18 protein-coding genes are annotated in these 16,898 nt (G+C 68.0%); 8 read left to right on the plus strand and 10 right to left on the minus strand.

What is annotated here, in order from left to right:
* The first annotated feature begins 9 nt into the window (after nt 1-9).
* The 4 genes from AC07PZ_RS03045 (at nt 10) to AC07PZ_RS03060 (ending at nt 2,213) form a co-directional block, all read left to right on the plus strand.
* Nucleotides 10-753: an SDR family oxidoreductase gene (locus tag AC07PZ_RS03045; RefSeq protein WP_495293529.1), complete on the plus strand. Its 744-nt coding sequence runs from the start codon at nt 10-12 to the stop codon at nt 751-753.
* A gap of 65 nt (nt 754-818) precedes the next feature.
* Complete coding sequence (locus AC07PZ_RS03050) at nt 819-1,274, plus strand: DUF5990 family protein (protein ID WP_495293530.1); 456 nt, start codon at nt 819-821, stop codon at nt 1,272-1,274.
* A 238-nt stretch (nt 1,275-1,512) separates the two neighbouring features.
* Entirely contained in the window at nt 1,513-1,869 is a 357-nt protein-coding gene (locus AC07PZ_RS03055; RefSeq protein ID WP_495293531.1) for a GIY-YIG nuclease family protein, read from the plus strand.
* A complete protein-coding gene (locus tag AC07PZ_RS03060; RefSeq protein WP_495293532.1) occupies nt 1,866-2,213 on the plus strand; it encodes a winged helix DNA-binding protein in 348 nt (115 codons plus the stop codon). The genes AC07PZ_RS03055 and AC07PZ_RS03060 overlap by 4 nt, the downstream gene beginning before the upstream one ends.
* 27 nt (nt 2,214-2,240) lie before the next feature.
* On the opposite strand, the gene AC07PZ_RS03065 is transcribed toward AC07PZ_RS03060, so the two are convergent.
* The 8 genes from AC07PZ_RS03065 to AC07PZ_RS03100 form a co-directional block, all read right to left on the minus strand.
* Nucleotides 2,241-2,669 (minus strand): GNAT family N-acetyltransferase, encoded by a 429-nt coding sequence (locus tag AC07PZ_RS03065; protein ID WP_495293533.1) that lies wholly within the window; start codon nt 2,667-2,669, stop codon nt 2,241-2,243.
* A 16-nt stretch (nt 2,670-2,685) separates the two neighbouring features.
* On the minus strand, nt 2,686-4,392 hold the full coding sequence (locus AC07PZ_RS03070) for a dipeptide ABC transporter ATP-binding protein (protein ID WP_495293534.1): 1,707 nt from the start codon (nt 4,390-4,392) through the stop codon (nt 2,686-2,688).
* Nucleotides 4,393-4,479: 87 nt separating this feature from the next.
* Nucleotides 4,480-5,391 carry an ABC transporter permease gene (locus tag AC07PZ_RS03075; protein WP_495293535.1) on the minus strand — a complete coding sequence of 304 codons (912 nt, stop codon included), beginning with the start codon at nt 5,389-5,391 and terminating at the stop codon, nt 4,480-4,482.
* Nucleotides 5,392-5,401: 10 nt separating this feature from the next.
* Nucleotides 5,402-6,352 (minus strand): ABC transporter permease, encoded by a 951-nt coding sequence (locus AC07PZ_RS03080; RefSeq protein ID WP_495293536.1) that lies wholly within the window; start codon nt 6,350-6,352, stop codon nt 5,402-5,404.
* Between the two features lie 7 nt (nt 6,353-6,359).
* Nucleotides 6,360-7,997 carry an ABC transporter substrate-binding protein gene (locus AC07PZ_RS03085; RefSeq protein WP_495293537.1) on the minus strand — a complete coding sequence of 546 codons (1,638 nt, stop codon included), beginning with the start codon at nt 7,995-7,997 and terminating at the stop codon, nt 6,360-6,362.
* A 50-nt stretch (nt 7,998-8,047) separates the two neighbouring features.
* Nucleotides 8,048-9,283: an acyl-CoA dehydrogenase family protein gene (locus tag AC07PZ_RS03090; protein WP_495293538.1), complete on the minus strand. Its 1,236-nt coding sequence runs from the start codon at nt 9,281-9,283 to the stop codon at nt 8,048-8,050.
* Nucleotides 9,280-10,734 (minus strand): LLM class flavin-dependent oxidoreductase, encoded by a 1,455-nt coding sequence (locus AC07PZ_RS03095; RefSeq protein ID WP_495293539.1) that lies wholly within the window; start codon nt 10,732-10,734, stop codon nt 9,280-9,282. Before AC07PZ_RS03095 ends, AC07PZ_RS03090 begins: the two co-directional genes overlap by 4 nt.
* Nucleotides 10,731-12,119, minus strand: a complete 1,389-nt coding sequence (locus tag AC07PZ_RS03100) for an LLM class flavin-dependent oxidoreductase (protein WP_495293540.1) — start codon at nt 12,117-12,119, stop codon at nt 10,731-10,733. Before AC07PZ_RS03100 ends, AC07PZ_RS03095 begins: the two co-directional genes overlap by 4 nt.
* Before the next feature lie 193 nt (nt 12,120-12,312).
* On the opposite strand from AC07PZ_RS03100, the gene AC07PZ_RS03105 reads away from it, so the two are divergent.
* A complete protein-coding gene (locus AC07PZ_RS03105; protein WP_495293541.1) occupies nt 12,313-12,657 on the plus strand; it encodes a DUF3088 domain-containing protein in 345 nt (114 codons plus the stop codon).
* 35 nt (nt 12,658-12,692) lie between these two features.
* A complete protein-coding gene (locus tag AC07PZ_RS03110; RefSeq protein WP_495293542.1) occupies nt 12,693-13,622 on the plus strand; it encodes a CysB family HTH-type transcriptional regulator in 930 nt (309 codons plus the stop codon).
* A gap of 60 nt (nt 13,623-13,682) precedes the next feature.
* Here AC07PZ_RS03110 and AC07PZ_RS03115 read toward each other — a convergent pair whose 3' ends face one another.
* Together AC07PZ_RS03115 and AC07PZ_RS03120 are read right to left on the minus strand one after the other, a co-directional pair.
* Nucleotides 13,683-14,327, minus strand: coding sequence for a methionine ABC transporter permease (locus tag AC07PZ_RS03115; RefSeq protein ID WP_495293543.1), 645 nt, complete (start codon nt 14,325-14,327; stop codon nt 13,683-13,685).
* Nucleotides 14,314-15,450, minus strand: coding sequence for a methionine ABC transporter ATP-binding protein (locus tag AC07PZ_RS03120; protein ID WP_495293544.1), 1,137 nt, complete (start codon nt 15,448-15,450; stop codon nt 14,314-14,316). The genes AC07PZ_RS03115 and AC07PZ_RS03120 overlap by 14 nt, the downstream gene beginning before the upstream one ends.
* Nucleotides 15,451-15,626: 176 nt before the next feature.
* On the opposite strand from AC07PZ_RS03120, the gene AC07PZ_RS03125 reads away from it, so the two are divergent.
* Both AC07PZ_RS03125 and AC07PZ_RS03130 read left to right on the plus strand, forming a co-directional pair.
* A complete protein-coding gene (locus tag AC07PZ_RS03125; RefSeq protein ID WP_495293545.1) occupies nt 15,627-16,430 on the plus strand; it encodes a MetQ/NlpA family ABC transporter substrate-binding protein in 804 nt (267 codons plus the stop codon).
* Nucleotides 16,431-16,563: 133 nt separating this feature from the next.
* Nucleotides 16,564-16,857: a co-chaperone GroES gene (locus tag AC07PZ_RS03130; RefSeq protein ID WP_495293546.1), complete on the plus strand. Its 294-nt coding sequence runs from the start codon at nt 16,564-16,566 to the stop codon at nt 16,855-16,857.
* Nucleotides 16,858-16,898 lie beyond the last annotated feature (41 nt).

The following is a 16,898-nucleotide window of genomic DNA, read 5'->3' on the forward strand; positions in this document are numbered from 1 at the left end:
AGGATCATCGTGAGCACTGAAAGAATCGCCCTCGTCACGGGCGCCAACAAGGGCATCGGACTCGAAACGGCGCGTCAACTGGGCGCATTGGGCCACGTCGTCTGGCTGGGCTGCCGCGACCCGGCGCGTGGCGCCAGGGCCGTCGAAGAATTGCGCGCCGACGGCATCCAGGCGCACTTCGTCCAGCTGGACATCACTGACGACGCCAGCGTGCGCGCCGCCGTGGACACGGTCGGGGCGGCTTCGGGTCGCCTGGACGTGCTGGTCAACAACGCCGGCATCGGCAGTGGTCTGCAATCCGTCCCCAGCCAGGAGGGCGTGAGCGAGATGCACGCCACGTTCAACGTCAACTTCTTCGGAACGGTGCGCGTCACCCAGGCGTTCCTGCCGCTGCTGCGCAAGTCCGATGGGGCGCGCATCGTGATGATGAGCAGCGGGCTGGGCTCGATCACGCTGACCGAGGACATGAAGGCGCCCACCTGGAGCCTGCACGCCATGGGCTATTCGGCTTCCAAGGCCGCGCTGAACATGTTCACCGCGAAGCTGGCCAAGGAGCTGCTCGGCACCGGCATCAAAGTCAACGCCGGCTGCCCCGGCTCGGTCGCCACCGACATGGGCGGCGCGATGGCGCCACGCAGGGTCGAACAGGGCGCGGTGATTGCCGTGCGCCTGGCCACTCTCGGGTGGGCCGGACCGACCGGTGGCTTCTTCCACGACGGCGATGGCGCGGGCCTCGCACCGTACGCCTGGTGAGTCGCCGCGATGGCTGGGTCCATCAACTCGAGCCGAAGAGAGAGGCCACCTCTAAACTGCAACGCATGCAGACTGACCCAGCGAGACACCTCCAGCTCATTCTCACCCTGCAGTCGCCTCCGTCCGGCGTGGACTTTGCCGTGCAGCGCGGTCGCGATGACCTGGTGAAGCCCTTCCTCGTGACGACAGACCGGGTGTCGTTCGCCATCACGCTGACGCTTGGACCTTCGCTCGCAGATGGGTCCCCCAGCTTCCGCGGTCCTTTCGCGCAAGGCACGGCTGCAGACCGGTTCGTCTACGTGAACTCCGGCTTCTACGCAGGCCAGATGGGCACGCCGTGGGAACGAAGGGCGAAGATCAAGCTGGCGGGCATTCCCGTCGAGCTTGTGAAAAGCGCTGCGGGCAAGCCGGATGCCGCGATCGAGGCCTGCATCCACGGAACCATGAAGGATGGGGGGCCGGTGTGCGCCAGTGTTCAGCCTCCGCAGATTTCCTGGCACTTGGCGAGGCGACCCGCTTGAGCCGATGAGCAGCCGTCGGCGTCGGCCACCTTGGCCGATGAGGTCATCCGCGGGCGAGTGACTGCTACCAGCCGACGGCAAGCTTCGGCAATTTGCCAAGAGGGAACCACTTATCCTCGTGCGCTGACTTTTACCCGGGTTTTATTGACATCATTAATTATGCCCGGGTAAAATTCACACAGGGACGAGGCACATGTGCGTGTGCCGCACGGCCTTCATTACCGTCCCAAGGAGAAAGATGGACTCTTCCACGAAGCAAGCGTCGCGCTCGGCGCGGCGAGCAGTCGCGCGCCAGGTGCGCGACGCCTTCCCGCCGATGGGCATCTACGCGATCCGCAGTCACGCGAGCGGCCACCTGCTGCTTGGCGCAAGCCGAAACGTGCACGCCGCGCTGAATCGCGCGCACTTCGAACTGCGCATGGGCAAGCACGCCGACCGGGTGCTGCAGGCCGAGTGGAACCGCAGCGGCGCGGATGGACTCGCGTTCGAAGTACGGGAGCTCGTGAAGGAACGCGAGGATCCAGACTTCGACTACGCAGCCGAACTGAAAGCGCTGGAGCAGATCCACCGCGAACTGCAAGGACTGTCGACATGAGCGAGAAAGCTCTGCAAGCCTGCGTCGACCGCCATCTGGCGCACGCGGCGATGGTGTTCGTGCTCGACGAAGAAATCGGCATGCGGCATGGCCTGTCATGGACCGACTTCGTGCTTCTCACCGTGCTGGATGCGGCCGGCGGGGCGGCACCCGCGACGGAGCTCGCGCGCACCTTGCGCACGCCGGCCTCGCGCTTGCTCCAGCAGTTGCTGCCGCTGGAAAAGATCGGGCTGGTGGAGCGCACGGCCGATGACGACGGCAAGCGCCGCATCACGCTGCGCCCACAAGGCCGGCGGATGCTGCGCGAGGCGCGGGACACGGCAGCGAACGCCTGCGCGTCCTGATGCCGTATCGGGAGCGCCCGCCCAGCCTCATCCCCCCTCCAAATCCTTCTTCATGAAAAACCGCGAGGAGCCACGCGGATAGTCCTCGATCTCGCCGAAGCAGATGTAGCCCAGCTTTTCATAGAAAGGCCGCGCCTGGAACGCGAAGGTGTCGAGCCAGGCGCCGTGGCAGCCGCGCTCGCGCGCCTGGGCTTCGGCCTGCAGCAGCAGCGACTCGCCGGCGCCCTGACCGCGCAGCACCTCGGGCACGAACAGCAGTTCGGTGAACAGCCAGCCGTAGGCCGTGCGCCCCCACAGGCCGCCGATGACCTTCCCCTCCTCGTCGCGCAGCAGGACGGCGAGCGGCCGGTGGTCCGAGATGCCGGTCTGCGCGCGGTTGTAGGCCAGCAGGCCCTGGACGATGACCGTGCGTGCCTCGTCGTCCGGCGTGTCGGTGAGCTGTGTCGTGAATGGCATGGGGAAATTGCTCCAGTCAGGCGGCCAAGGCATCGCGCAACACCGCGCGTCGTACCGGCAACACCGAATCCAGCAATTTTCGGGTGACCGGATGCGTGGCGTTGGCATGCAGGTCGCCGGCATCGAAAGCCTCGACGATGCGTCCCTGGTCCATCACGGCCACACGGTCGCAGAGGAACTCGATCACCGACAGGTTGTGGCCGATGAACAGGTAGGTCAGATCGAGCTGCTCGCGCAGTTCGAGCAGCAGGTTGAGGATCTGCGCCTGGATCGAAACGTCCAGCGCCGAGGTCGGCTCGTCGAGGACGACGAACTCGGGCTTCACGATCAACGCGCGCGCAATGCCGATGCGCTGCCGCTGCCCGCCGGAAAACTCATGCGGATAGCGCGCCAGATGGCTCGGCAGCAGGCCCACGCGTTCAAGCGCTTCCGCCGCCAGCCTCAGCGCTTCGGTGCGATGGCCCGCCACGCCCAGGCGCAGCGCCGGCTCGACCAGTTGGCTCGCCACGCTGCGGCGCGGGTTGAGCGACGCCGTGCTGTCCTGGAAGACGAACTGCACGCGCCGGCGAAACGCCTGCAGCGCCGCGGCGTCGAAGCCGGCCGTGTCCACGCCGTCGAAGCGGATGCGTCCGCCGGTGGCGGGCAGCAGCTGCGCCACCAGCCGCGCCAGTGTCGATTTGCCCGAACCGGATTCGCCGATGAGGCCGAGGATCTCGCCGCGCCGCAGCTGCAGGTCGACATGGCTGACCGCCTGCACGGACTTGCCGCGTCGATCGAACAGGCTTCTGTCGATCACATAGGTCTTGCTGAGATCGCTCACTTCGAGCAGCACGGGCGCGAGCGGCTGGCCTTCCTGCCGCACCTGCGACACGACCGCCAACGGCGACGACCGCGCCACGCCGAGCCGCCGCGACGCCGTCGGGTCGGCGGCCCGCTCGCCAAGCTCCGGCACCGCATGGATCAGGCGTCGCGTGTAGGCATGCGCCGGCGCGCGCAGCACCTGGTCGGTCGGGCCTTGCTCCACGATCTGTCCGCCGCGCATCACGGCCACGCGATGGCTCAGGTACGACACCACGCCGAAGTCGTGCGTGATGAGCAGGATGGCGGTGCCGTCGCGCTGGTTGATGTCCTTGAGCAGCGCGAGGATCTGCTTCTGGATGGTGGCGTCGAGTGCGGTCGTGGGCTCGTCGGCGATCAGCAGCCGCGGCTTGGCCATCGCCGCGATGGCGATCATCACGCGCTGCCGCATGCCGCCGCTGAGCTCGTGCGGGTACGAGCGCAGCACGCGGGCCGCGTCGCGGATGCCGACGCGGTCGAGCCAGCTCAGCACCAGCGCCCGCGCCTCTTCGGACGCGAGGCGCCGCCGATGCACGGCACACGCCAGCAACTGCTCCCCGACCCGGAACGACGGGTCCAGCGACGTGAGCGAGTTCTGGAACACGATGCCGATGCCCTGCCCGCGCACGGTGTTGAGCTGCGCGTCGGCCAGGCCCAGCAGTTCCTTCCCTTCGAAGGTGACGCTGCCGCGCGCCCGCGCGACGCGCTGCGGCAGCAGCCCGAGTACCGCGGCGGCAGTGACGCTCTTGCCCGAGCCGGATTCGCCGACCAGCGCAAGGATCTCGCCCGGCCGGATCGACAGGCTGATCTTCTTCACCGCGGGCTCGACCGCGCCGTGGGTGCCGACGAAATCGACTTCGAGGTCCTGGATGGAAAGGACAGTCATGTCAGTGCCGCCCGGCCGCCCGAAGGCACTGACGCGCCCTCTCGGGGGGCGGCGATACGCGAAGCGATGGGCATGGGGATTTGCATGTCAATTTCTGGGATCGAGCACATCACGCAGGCCGTTGCCGAGCCAGTTGAAGGCGAGTGCCACCAGCACGATGGTCAAGGCGGGAACGGTCGCCACGTGGGCCGCGTCGAGCACCAGCACCTGCGCGCCCTCGCTGACCATGCGGCCCCAGTCCGCGGTCGGCGGCTGGGTGCCGAGTCCGAGGAAGCTCAGCCCGGAAAGGAACACGATCATGCTGCCCACCAGCGTGGTGCCGTAGACCACGGCGGCCGTGGCCACGTTCGGCAATATCTCCGAGAACAGCACCGTGCGGGTCGACGCGCCCAGCGCACGGGCGGCCTCCACGTAGTCCTTGTCGCGCTCGGCACGCACGCCCGCGTAGACGACCCGCGCCAGATAGGGCGTCGCCGAGAAGACGATGGTGAGGCCGATGGTCCACAGGCCCGGCCCGAGCGCGGTCGCCAGCCCGATCGCGAGCAGCACCATCGGGAACGCGAAGAGGATGTCGATCACGCGCATGACCAGCGCCGAGCCGCGCCCACGCGTGTAGCCCGCATACAGCCCGAGCGCCAGGCTCAGCAGCACGGCGGCGGCAACGGGCGGGATCGTCGACAGCAGCGACTGCCGGCCGCCCCAGATCAAGCGGCTGAGCAAGTCGCGGCCCTGTCCGTCGAGCCCGAGAAGATGGCCCGGCGTGCCTGGCGGCGCGAGCCGCAGCGACGGATCGGCCGCGGCATTCGGGTCGTACGGCGAAATCCACGGCGCGAGCAGCGACACCAGCAGCATGAACACGATGAAGACCAGGCTCGCCAGCGCCAGCTTGTTGGCCTTGAGCCGGCGCCAGTGCACCAGCCCGCCGGACGGCAGCAAGGGCTCGGTCTCGTGCGACGGCAGTTCGGCCGCCAGGGCAAAGGAAGGATCGGGAGGAGACATCGGTAAAAGCTCAGGCGCGCAGGCGCGGATTCAGCAGGTCGAGGATCACGTCGGTGGCCAGGTTGACGACCAGGAAGCAGCCCGTGATCAGCATCACGCCCGCCTGCGTCATCGGATAGTCCTTGCCGGCCGCCGCGTTGTAGAGATGCGTGCCGATGCCCGGCCAGGCGAACACGTTCTCCACGAAGATCACGCCGCTGAGCAGGTAGCCGATCTGCAGGCCGGTGATGTTGACGACCGGGCTCAGCAGGTTGCGCCCGAGATGCCGGCGCAGGATGGTGCCGCGCGAGAAGCCCTGCGAGCGATAGGTGCGGATGTAGTCGGAGCCGATGATCTCGATGACCGACGCGCGCACCAGCTGTGCCAGGATGAGCATCGAGACGATCGCCGCCGAGAAGGCCGGCAGCACGAGATGGACCAGCAGGTCGCCGAAGGTCTGGTCGCCGCGCATGTCGTACATGCCCGAGGCCGGCAGCCAGTCGAGCCGCACGGCGAAGAGCCAGATCAGCACCAGGCCCGACCAGAATACCGGCAGGTTGTGGCCAAGCTGGATGACCAGCATCGTCACGCCGTCGATCGCCGAGCCGCGCTTCAGGCCGGCCAGCACGCCGACCGACACGCCCGCCAGCAGGCAGATCAGCACCGCGCCGACCGTCAGGATCAGCGTGTTGAAGAAAGCCTTGCCGAGCACGTCGAACACCGGCACGCGCAGCGTGAGCGACAGCCCCCAGTCGCCCGAGAACAGGTGCTTCAGCCACAGCAGGTACTGCACGTACACGGGCTGGTCGAGTCCGTATTCGCGCCGGATCGCGTCGATCGCGTCCTGCGGCAGGATGCCGGCCAGTGCGTTGGTGATCGGGTCGTCGCCACCGAGATGCGAGATGAAGAACACCAGCACCGAGATGGCCAGGAACACCGGGATCGCCTGCAGCACGCGGCTGGCGATGGAGCGCGCGATCATCGCCGGCCTACTTCTCGAGCCAGACCTTGCTCAGGTCGTAGAAGTTCTGCAGCGGCACGTTGAAACCCTGCACCTTCTTGCCGCTGATGAAGTTGACGGTGGGCGACAGCAGCGGCACGAAGGCGGCGTCGCGCTGGGCGATCAGGTTGGCCTTCTTCCATTCCACGATGGCCTGCGCCTCGCTGGTCTGCGCGGCGGCCTTCTCGACGGCCGGGCCGAGCGCCGGGTCGACCACCTTCTCGCCCGATCCACGCGACACGATGTAGGTCTGGTAGGCCAGCTTGAGCCAGTACGGCGTGATGAAGCCCCACTCCATGGTGAACAACGCGGTCTCGGGCGTCGGCGTGGCCAGCTTGCTGGCGTAGGTCAGCCATTCGAGCGAGATGATGTTGATCTTGATGCCGACCTTGGCCAGGTCGCGCTGGATCCATTCGATCACCGGCTGCTGCAGCGTGTAGGTGATGATCGAGAACTCGATCTCGCCGTCCTTGTAGCCGGCATCGGCCAGCAGCTTGCGCGCGCCGGCCGGGTCGTACGCGAAGTCCTTCTGCGCCGGGTCGTAGGCCGTGCTGCCCCAGTTGAAGATGCTGTACGACGGGAAGGCCAGCCCCTTGTAGAGCGACTTCACCAGGCCCTCGCGGTCGATCGCCTTCACGAAGGCCTGGCGCACCGCCTTGTCCTTGGCGAAGCGATTGCCGAAGTACCAGCTCAGGAACAGCTGGTTCGCGCCGGGACTGTCGTGGATCGTGTAGCCCGACTTGCGCAGGCCCTCCACGCCATCGGCCGGGATCTTGCTCAGGATGTCGAGCTGGCCCGAGCGCAGCGCCGACAGGCGCGTGGCGTCGTCGTTGATGGGGCGGAAGATCAGCTTGTCGAGATACGGCTGCGCGCCCCAGTAGCCGTCGTTGCGCACCAGCTCGGTCTTCTCGTTGCGCACGCGGCTCACGAAGCGGTAGGGCCCGGTGCCGGTCGGGTGTTCGGCCAGGCCGTCCTGTCCGTATTTCTGCAGCGCGGCCGGGCTGAACACGCCCGACACGAAGTTGCCCTGCGGCAGCAGCCGCAGGAAGTCGATGAACGGATGCGCGAACACGTATTGCACCGTGTGCGCGTCGAGCACCTTGATCTCCTTCAGCCCGCCGTACACCGGCTTCATCGAGCCGTTCGAACGCACGTCGTAGAACTCGAAGGTGGGGTCGGTGAAGCGCCGCACGTTGAAGCGCACGGCTTCCGCGTCGAAGTCGGTGCCGTCGTGGAACTTCACGCCCTTGCGCAGCTTGAAGGTGAAGGTCCTCGCGTCGTCGCTGACCTGCCAGCTCTCCGCCAGCGCGGGGATGATCTCCGGCGGCCCGTCCTTGAAAGGGCGCGCCAGGTTCTCGGCCACGAGCGACTCGTAGATGTGCAGGTCGATGCGGTAGGTCTCGTAGCTGAACTGGCGATTCGGGTCGAACACCGACGGCTCGCCGCTCAGGCCCACGACCAGCGTGCCGCCGCGCCGCGGCGTGCCTCTCTTCTCCTGCGCGGAAGCATCCTGCAGGCTGAGCGACACCACGCCGGCCATGGCGGCCATCGTGGCCATGAAATGGCGACGGCCCTGGCGGCGGGTCACGGAAGCATCGTTGACGATGGGCAGATGGGAATCGGACATGGCAGCAATCCGGCCCGTGCAGCGGGCCGCTCCAGAGAAGAAAAAATGAATCAGGCCTTGGGGGGCACGAACACGCGCGGCTTCGGCAGCACGCGGTTGATGACGTACTGCCCCACTTCGCGCTGGCGGTAGGGCAGCGGGTCGTGCACGCTGTGCGTGCGCACGTTGCGCCAGAAGATGTCGAGCCCGTAGCGGTTGGCCGTGGACCGCGCGCCGGTGGCCTGGAAGATCTGCGTGCTGGTCTCGACCGAGATCTCGCTCGCGACCGACTTGGCCTGCGAGATGCGCAAGGCCAGCTCGCCCCATCCCTGCGCCGTGAGCGCCGGGCCCTTCTCGAGCGCCGCCTGGTATTGCGCGGCGGCGACATCGGCCAGCGCAATGCCGGCCGCGACGCCGGCCGACAGGCGGCCGAGCAATTGCAGGTGATACGGGTCCTGCCCCGCATCCGCCAGCCCCGATTCGGGCCAGGGCCGGCCCGCCGTGCGCACGTAGTCGCCGGCCGCCGCCAGCGCGCCTTCGGCGATGCCGAGATACAGGTACACGAAGATCAGCTGGCTGAACTGCGAACGCAGCCCGTCGCGCAGCGCCACGTCGCCCGGCCATTCGTCGAGGCCCGCGAGCCGCTCGGACGGATCGACCGCGACATCGCTGAAGACCACGCTGCCGCTGGCCGTGAGCCGCTGGCCCAGGTTGTCCCAGTCGCTCTCGTAGCGCAGGCCGGCGCGGTCGGCCGGCACCTGGAAGTTCACCAGGCGCTCACCGAGCCACACCGTCACCGTGAGCACCGACGCCACCGAGGCGCCGGTCGCGAAGGTGCGCGTGCCGTTGATGTGGAACTTGCCGTAGCGCTCCGCGATGTCGGACTTGGGGTCGCGCGGATTGCTGACACCGCCCTGGAACCAGCCCTTCTCTGCCACGCCGCGCGCCACATGCTCCCATTGCGCGGGCGTGCCGAGGATGTGGCTCCAGACGCCGTTGGAGTAGTGATACAGCAACAGTTGGCCGATCGACCCGTCGGCGGCCGAGACGATCTGGCCGATGCGCAAGGCCTGCGGGAGATTCGCGCCCGCACCGCCGAACTCGACCGGCGTGGCCAGGCCGAGCAGGCCGGCATCGCGCAGCAACGCGATCTCGGCTTCGGGGTTCTGGTTGGCACGATCGCGCGCGAGCGCGGTCCGGGCGAGCTGCGACGCGACCTCGCGCGCCACGCCCTGCCAGTGGGTGAACGACGCGGCATCGAGACCGCGATAGGGTGCAACGGCGTGCGTGTTGGCGGTGGACGTCATGTGGCGCTGGCCGTATCGGCCGAAGTTGAAACGGAGGGTCGGTCCGCTGGTTGGAGCGAGCGGAACGCGGCGCCCGGGTGGTCGGCGCGCAGCCGCGCCTGGCCTTCGCCCTGCAGCCGCTCACGCAGAGTGACGGGCGTGTCGGCGCGCGGCTTGATGCGCCCGCGCGCACGCAGCTCGGGCACGACGAACTCGACGAACTCCTCGAAGGAACCCGGGCTGATCGCATAGGCCAGGTTGAAGCCGTCGACGCCGGCCGCCTCGGCCAGGGCTTCGAGCTGGTCGGCCACCTTGGCCGGCCCGCCGACCAGCGTCGGATGGATGCCGCCGATGCCGATGTACTCGGCGATGCCGCCCACGGTCCAGCGCCGGTCCGCGTCCACGCTGGAGAGCGCCGCGAGGATCGAACGGCTGGCGTTGGTCTCGATGTATTCGAGCGGATGGTCCAGCGGATAGACCGACCAGTCGACACCGGTCCATGCGGAGAACAGCGCGAGCGCCGCCTCGGTGCTGGTGTACGACAGATAGTCGCGGTACTTCGCCTCGGCCTCGGCGTCGGTGGCCGCGGCGACCACGCTGACCGCGGTGATGAACTTGATGGCGTCGGGCGCGCGGCCCAGCGCCACCGCCTGCGCGCGGATGGCATCGACCGACCGGCGGATCGCCGCCGGGTTGGTGCCACCGAGAAAGATTACCTCGGCATTGAGCGCCGCGAAGATCTTGCCGCGCGGCGATGTGCCGGCCTGGTAGATCACCGGCGTGCGCTGCGGACTCGGCTCGCTCAGGTGGGCGCCGGGCACGTCGTACCAGCGCCCATGGTGGCGGATCGGATGCACCTTCGACGGATCGGTGTAGACGCCGCGTTCGCGGTCGCGCACCACCGCACCGTCTTCCCACGAACCTTCCCACAGCTTGTAGGTGACTTCGAGAAATTCCTGGGCGCGGTCGTAGCGCTCGTCGTGCTCGATCTGCTGGCCGAGGCCCAGGTTGCGCGCCGCGCTTTCGAGCATCGAGGTCACGACGTTCCAGGCGATGCGGCCCCGCGTCAGATGGTCGAGCGTGCTGAACTTGCGTGCCAGCAGGTAGGGCTGCTCGTAGGTCGTCGACACCGTGATGCCGAAGCCCAGGTGCTCGGTGGCGGCCGCCATGGCCGACACCAGCAGCAGCGGATCGTTCACCGGCGACTGCGCGGCCGTGCGCAGCGACGCGTCGGCGTTGCCGCCGTACACGTCGAGATGGCCCACGGCGTCGGCCAGGAAGATCCCGTCGAAGCCGCCACGCTCCAGCAGCTTTGCCAGTTCCACCCAGTAGGCGAGCGTGGTGTAGCGATGGGCCTGGTCGCGTGGATGGCGCCAGAGTCCGGCCGACACGTGGCCGACCACGTTCATGCCGAAGCCGTTGAAGATCAGCGGCGCGCGCGCGGTGGCGCGATGTGTGTTGTCGGTGCTCATGGCTTTGCGGTGGATGGTTGCGGCTGGCGCCGGCCAGGGTGGTCGGCCGGCAGCCGCGCATCGCCGAACAGCCGCTCGCGCAGCGTCCGGGGCACCGCGGGCGGATCGGCCAACAGGCCCCGCCGACGCAGCTCCGGCACGACGAACTCGGCAAAGTCGCTGAAGCTGCCCGGGTTGACGATGGCGGCGAGATTGATGCCGTCGGTGCCCGTGTCGCGCAGCCAGGCCTGCAGTCCGTTGGCGACGGTGGCGGGCCCGCCGACCAGTGTCTTGTGACGCCCGAAACCCGCGGCCGGCGCCAATGCCTCGCGCAGCGTCCAGGGCGTGTCGCGGGTCGGGTCCTGCGTGAGATTGCTCAGCAGCGAACGGTTGGCGTTGGTTTCCTGATGGCGGATCGGCGCATCGAGGTCTTGCGCCGAAAAGTCGATGCCGGTGCTCGCCGAGTAATGGACGATGGCGCCTTCGGCGTCGTAGTAGCGGCGGTACCCGGCCAGCTTGTCCGCCGCGGCGCGGTCGTCGGCGCCCGTGACCACCGCGATCGGCGCCACGAAGCGCACTGCATCGGGCGCCCGCCCGGCTTCGGCGGCAAAGCCGCGAATGGCCTCCACGCTGCGGCGGATGCCGGCCGCATTCGCGCCCGCGACGAAGACCAGCTCCGCATGCCGGCCTGCGAAGCGCTGGCCGCGCGGCGAGCCGCCGGCCTGGAACAACACGGGCGTGCGCTGCGGGCTCGGCTCGCTCAGGTGTGCGCCAGGCACGTCGTACCAGCGCCCGTGATGGCCGATGCCGTGCACGGCCGCGGGATCGGTGTAGATGCCACGCTCCCGGTCGCGCAGCACGGCGCCGTCGTCCCAGGACGACTCCCACAACTTGTACGCAACGTCCAGGAACTCATCCGCCCGCTCGTAGCGCTCGTCGTGCGGCAACTGCTCGGCCAGCCCGAGGTTGCGCGCGGCACTGTCGAGTTGCGAGGTCACGATGTTCCAGGCGATGCGGCCGTTGCTCAGGTGGTCGAGCGTGGTGAACTTGCGCGCCAGCAGATAGGGATGTTCATAGGTCGTCGAGACGGTGACGCCGATGCCCAGATGTTCGGTGGCGGCCGCCATCGCGGACACGGCCAGCAACGGGTCGGACAGCGGCGACTGCGTGCCGGTGCGCAACGATGCGTCGGCATTGCCGCCATGGGTATCGAGCTGCCCCAGCGCATCGGCGATGAACAGGCTGTCGAAGCCGCCCTGCTCCAGGGTGCGGGCCAGACCCGTCCAGTGCGCAAGCTCGTTGTAGCGCCAGCTCTGGTCATCGGGATGACGCCACAGCCCATAGTTGAGATGCGACACCGCACTCATCGTGAACGCATTGAGGATCAGGGGTCGGGGCTCGGACATCGACGGGAATTATTGGGGTCGATGCAACGCGCCATCAGAAGGAATGCGCACTTGCTTATGCGCGGAACGGCTTGGCGCAGCGGCGTCCAGCGCGTTACCAAATACGTTTTTCATCTTTGCGCACCGACCGGTGCGTCCTTAGCATCGATCGCTTTGCACCCTGGCACAGCCGGGTGCCCGCCAAGGAAACTCCATGAGCCGCGACCGCCTCCTCCTGCTTTCTCCAGGCTTTGCCGACCCCGGGCATCCGGGCGAGAACTTCGTCTGTCCGGACTGTCTTCCGATCGAAGGTCTGCTGGCCAGCGCTCCCGAATTGACCGCGAGGCTGGACATCTCGCATCACCCCTTCGCGCGCCCGCGTGCCGACGTGATCGCCGCGCTCGACGAAGCACACCAGGGGCTGCCCGTGCTGATCCTCGGGGACGAACAACCCGCGCCGCCGGACGCGCTCGCCATCGGCAGCACGCGCTTCGTCACCGACACCCGCCGCATCCTCGCGCTGCTCGCCGAGCGGCATGGATTCTTCAAGGTGCACTGACCGCCGGACGCGGCGACGCCGGCCGAAGGGGCACCATGAATCTCCAGCAATTGCGCGCGGTGCATGAAGCCGTCGACGCCAGCTTCAACCTGACCGAGGCGGCGCACAGGCTGGGGGCGTCGCAGTCCGGCGTGAGCCGGCAGATCCGCGACCTCGAACAGGAACTCGGCGTGGACCTGTTCGTGCGGGCGGGCAAGCGGCTGACCGGGCTCACGCGGCCGGGCGATCACCTGCTGCCGATCATCGAACGCGTGCTGCTGGAAAGCCGCCAGTTGCGCGACGTCGGGCAGGCCTATCTCTCACAGCAGCAGGGCGTGCTGTCGGTGGCGGCGACGCATTCGCAGGCGCGCTACGCACTGCCCGCGGCCGTGCAGGCCTTTCGAAGCCGGTTCCCCGAAGTCCGGCTGCAACTGCACCAGGGGTCTCCCAGACAGATCGCGCAGATGGTGCTGGACGGCGATGCCGACGTGGGCATCGCGTCCGAGGTGCTCGGCGACTACCCGCAGCTGCTCGTGCTGCCCTGCCGATGTTGGAACCATGTGGTGGTCGCACCCAAGGGCCATCCGCTGCTGGGTGGCGGACTCCTCACGCTCGAGGCGCTCGCGGCGTGGCCGTTGATCACCTACGACAACGGCCTGACCGGCCGCTCACGCATCGACGAGGCCTTTGCACGGCAGGGCGTGCGCGCCAACATCGTGCTGGCGGCCATGGACGCCGACGTCATCAAGACCTACGTCGCGCTCGGCATGGGCGTGGGCATCGTGGCCGACCTGGCGTACGACGGCGCCCGCGACGCGCAGTTGCGCGCGCTGGACGCCAGCCACCTGTTCGGGCAGCACCAGACCCAGTTGGCCATCTGCCGCGGCGATCACCTGCAGAGCTTCGTCTACGAATTCATCGCGTCGTTCGCGCCGCATCTGACGCGCGCCGCGCTCGGGCAGCCGACGGTCGGCGCCGGCACCTGAGCGGCGCGCGCCGCCGCAATACCGATACCGGGATACCGGGCCCGTCGCAAGCTCTTCGCTTCAGCACGTCAGCCGCCGCGCCAGCGACTCGCCCACGAACTGCACCAGGCTGACCAGGAGGATCAGCAGCAGAATCACCATCAGCATGACGCCGGTGTCGAAGCGCTGGTAGCCATAGCGGATCGCCAGGTCGCCGAGGCCGCCCGCACCGAGCGCGCCCGCCATGGCGGACGAGCCGATCATCGCCACCACGGTGAGCGTGAAGCCCGCGATCAGGCCGGGCAGCGCTTCCGGCAGCAGCACGTGGCGCACGATGTCGCGGCGTTCGCAACCCATTGCCTGCGCGGCTTCGATCAGCCCCTTGTCGATGCTGCGCAGGCTGACCTCCGACACGCGCGCGAAGAACGGCGCCGACGCCACCGTGAGCGGCACAGCGGCGGCCCACACGACGATGGTCGTCCCCACCACGAAGCGCGTGAACGGGATGAGCGCCACCATCAGGATGATGAAGGGCGTCGAACGGAACATGTTGACGACCGTGCCGAGCGCGCGATGCAGGCGCGGCGCCTCGTAGATGCCGCCGGGCGCGGTCGTCACCAGCAGCACGGCCAGCGGCAACCCGATGACAAGCACCAGGAGCGCGGAGATCGACACCATCGTCAGCGTTTCGCCGATGGCGGCGATGAACAGGTCAAGCAACACCATGGCGCACCCCCAGGACGTCGAGGCGATCGACCAGGCCATGCGCTGCCCTGCGCACGGCAGCGACGTCGCGCAGTGCCGTGGTCACGGCGACGAGCAGCCGGCCTTGCGGTCGCGACTGGATGCGGTCGATGCCGCCATGGATCAGTTGCACGCCGCCCTGCAGCACCTGCGCGAGCCGGCCAAGGTCGGGCTCCTGCCGCGACTCGCCCGTGAAGTGCAGCGCCAGCAGCAGGCTGCCTGCGGCAGGCAGCGGTAACGCGTCGCCGACAGGCTCGACACCCGCCAGCAGCTCCGGTGGCACGTCGTGCAGCAGCGGGCGCAACAGCGCGCGGGTGGCATCGTCGCGCGGATCGCCGAACACGCGCCACACCTCGCCCAGCTCGACCACCCGCCCCTTCTCCAGCACCGCCACGCGGTCGCAGATCTCGCGGATCACCGACATCTCGTGGGTGATCAGCACGATGGTCAGCCGCAGCCGCCGGCTGATGTCGCGCAACAGCGCGAGGATCGACTGCGTGGTCTCCGGGTCCAGGGCGGACGTCGCCTCGTCGCACAGCAAAAGTTCGGGGTCGTGCACCAGCGCGCGCGCAATGCCGACGCGCTGCTTCTGCCCGCCGGACAGCTTGCCCGGATACACCGCATATTTGTCCGCCAGGCCGACCAGGTCCAGCAGGCGCGCAACCTTGGCCTCGACTTCGGCTGCCGGCACCTTCGCGACCTGCAGCGGCAGCGCCACGTTCTGCCAGACTGTCTTGGACGACAGCAGGTTGAAGTGCTGAAAGATCATGCCGGTGCGTCGACGCAACCGAACGAGCTCCCGCTCGCCGAGCGTGTTGACGTCGATGCCCTGCACACGCACGCGGCCCGTGCTCGGACGCTCGAGCCGGTTGATGGTGCGCAGCAACGTGGACTTGCCTGCACCGCTGCGGCCGATGATGCCGAAGACCTCGCCGGGCTCGATGCGCAGGTCGATGTCCTGCAGCGCGGCGATCGTGCCCGCCGGCCCCTGGTAATGCTTGGAAAGATCCTCGAAGACGAGCGGAGGGACAACGGCGCCCATCGACGCTGGCGATGCGTCGGCGGGCCGGTCGAGCACCCGGTGGATATCGGACAGGTCAGTCATGCAATGCGGCTATCTGGGCTATCTGGCCGGTCAAAGGACAGGGAGCGTAACGACCGCGACGCCGTCCTCCAAGCCGGTTTCATGCATATGAATAACTGAAATGCATCGACGCGATGCGGCGGTGGGCGCCTTAGATTCGCTGCTCTTTTTTCATCCCCCCGGGACCATCGATCGCAATGAAATTCGCACATCTCCTGGCCGCCTGCGTGGCCGTTCTCTCCTTCGCTTCCGGCGCGCACGCGCAGGACAAGACGACGATCAGGCTGGGCATCAGCGGCGGCGTCATGGAAGACGTGGTGCAGGCGGCGCAGAAGGCAGCCGCGCGCGAAGGCCTCACCATCCAGACCGTGGTCTTCAGCGGCCACATCAACGCCAACGGCCCGCTCAACGATGGCGACATCGATGCCAATGCGTTCCAGCACCAGCCCTACCTGAACGGGCAGATCAAGGCCTTCGGCTACAAGCTGGTGCCGGTCGGCAAGACGCTTAGCGCGCCGCTGGGCATCTACTCCACGCGCTACAAGTCGCTCGCGAGCCTGCCCGAGAAGGCCGTGATCGGCATACCCGGCGACGACACCAATCGCAACCGCGCGCTGCTGATCCTGCAGCACTACGGCGTCATCAAGCTGCGGCCCACGCTCGACGTGAGCAAGGGCGACAACGCGACCCTGCTGGACGTGGTCGAGAACCCGAAGAAGGTGCAGATCAAGGAGATCGACTCGCTGATCCTGGCACGCTCGCTGTCGGACGTGGACGCCGGCGCCGTCATCACCGCGCAGGCCTCGCAAGCCGGCCTGCTGCTCGCGCGCGACGCCATCGCCGCGGAACCGCCCGGCGGGCCCTACGCCAACGTGATCGCGGTGCAGGAGAAGAACCGCGACCAGCCCTGGGTGCCGAAGCTGGTGCGAGCCTTCCAGTCCGACGAGGTCCGCCAGTTGCTGGAGACCAAATTCAAAGGCACGCTGCTGCCCGCGTTCTGAGCGACGGTGCCGTGCCCGCACGGCACTTCCTCGCTCCAAGAGAAAGCTTCTGCGAAAGCCTTCGTTCCACTGAAAGGGATGCGGCCCGACCATCGGCAGCCACTGTCCCATCCGACCCCAGGAGCCCTTGCCCATGTCATCCATCCGCCCGCTGCACGACCGCATCGTCATTCGACGCAACGAACCCGAAACCCGGACCGCCAGCGGCATCGTCATTCCCGACTCCGCGGGTGAGAAGCCCGAGCAGGGCGAAGTCCTGGCCGTCGGCCCCGGCAAGCGCGATGAACGGGGCGAACGCCTCGCGCCCGACGTCAAGGTCGGCGACAAGGTGCTGTTCGGCAAGTACGCCGGCCAGACCGTGAAGCTCGGCGCCGACGAAGTCCTGGTGCTGCGCGAAGAAGACATCCTCGGCGTGCTCCTGGCCTGATCGACCAGGCCACCGCGACCGACACCTCACCCCCCAGACAT

Source organism: Variovorax sp. GW821-FHT10B04, from assembly GCF_059415645.1.

Coding starts and splice junctions, on each gene's coding strand:
- AC07PZ_RS03050 (WP_495293530.1), top strand. CDS start 819: ATGCAGACTGACCCAGCGAGACACCTCCAGCTCATTCTCACCCTGCAG.
- AC07PZ_RS03055 (WP_495293531.1), top strand. CDS start 1,513: ATGGACTCTTCCACGAAGCAAGCGTCGCGCTCGGCGCGGCGAGCAGTC.
- AC07PZ_RS03060 (WP_495293532.1), top strand. CDS start 1,866: ATGAGCGAGAAAGCTCTGCAAGCCTGCGTCGACCGCCATCTGGCGCAC.
- AC07PZ_RS03065 (WP_495293533.1), bottom strand. CDS start 2,669: ATGCCATTCACGACACAGCTCACCGACACGCCGGACGACGAGGCACGC.
- AC07PZ_RS03070 (WP_495293534.1), bottom strand. CDS start 4,392: ATGACTGTCCTTTCCATCCAGGACCTCGAAGTCGATTTCGTCGGCACC.
- AC07PZ_RS03075 (WP_495293535.1), bottom strand. CDS start 5,391: ATGTCTCCTCCCGATCCTTCCTTTGCCCTGGCGGCCGAACTGCCGTCG.
- AC07PZ_RS03080 (WP_495293536.1), bottom strand. CDS start 6,352: ATGATCGCGCGCTCCATCGCCAGCCGCGTGCTGCAGGCGATCCCGGTG.
- AC07PZ_RS03085 (WP_495293537.1), bottom strand. CDS start 7,997: ATGTCCGATTCCCATCTGCCCATCGTCAACGATGCTTCCGTGACCCGC.
- AC07PZ_RS03090 (WP_495293538.1), bottom strand. CDS start 9,283: ATGACGTCCACCGCCAACACGCACGCCGTTGCACCCTATCGCGGTCTC.
- AC07PZ_RS03095 (WP_495293539.1), bottom strand. CDS start 10,734: ATGAGCACCGACAACACACATCGCGCCACCGCGCGCGCGCCGCTGATC.
- AC07PZ_RS03100 (WP_495293540.1), bottom strand. CDS start 12,119: ATGTCCGAGCCCCGACCCCTGATCCTCAATGCGTTCACGATGAGTGCG.
- AC07PZ_RS03105 (WP_495293541.1), top strand. CDS start 12,313: ATGAGCCGCGACCGCCTCCTCCTGCTTTCTCCAGGCTTTGCCGACCCC.
- AC07PZ_RS03110 (WP_495293542.1), top strand. CDS start 12,693: ATGAATCTCCAGCAATTGCGCGCGGTGCATGAAGCCGTCGACGCCAGC.
- AC07PZ_RS03115 (WP_495293543.1), bottom strand. CDS start 14,327: ATGGTGTTGCTTGACCTGTTCATCGCCGCCATCGGCGAAACGCTGACG.
- AC07PZ_RS03120 (WP_495293544.1), bottom strand. CDS start 15,450: ATGACTGACCTGTCCGATATCCACCGGGTGCTCGACCGGCCCGCCGAC.
- AC07PZ_RS03125 (WP_495293545.1), top strand. CDS start 15,627: ATGAAATTCGCACATCTCCTGGCCGCCTGCGTGGCCGTTCTCTCCTTC.
- AC07PZ_RS03130 (WP_495293546.1), top strand. CDS start 16,564: ATGTCATCCATCCGCCCGCTGCACGACCGCATCGTCATTCGACGCAAC.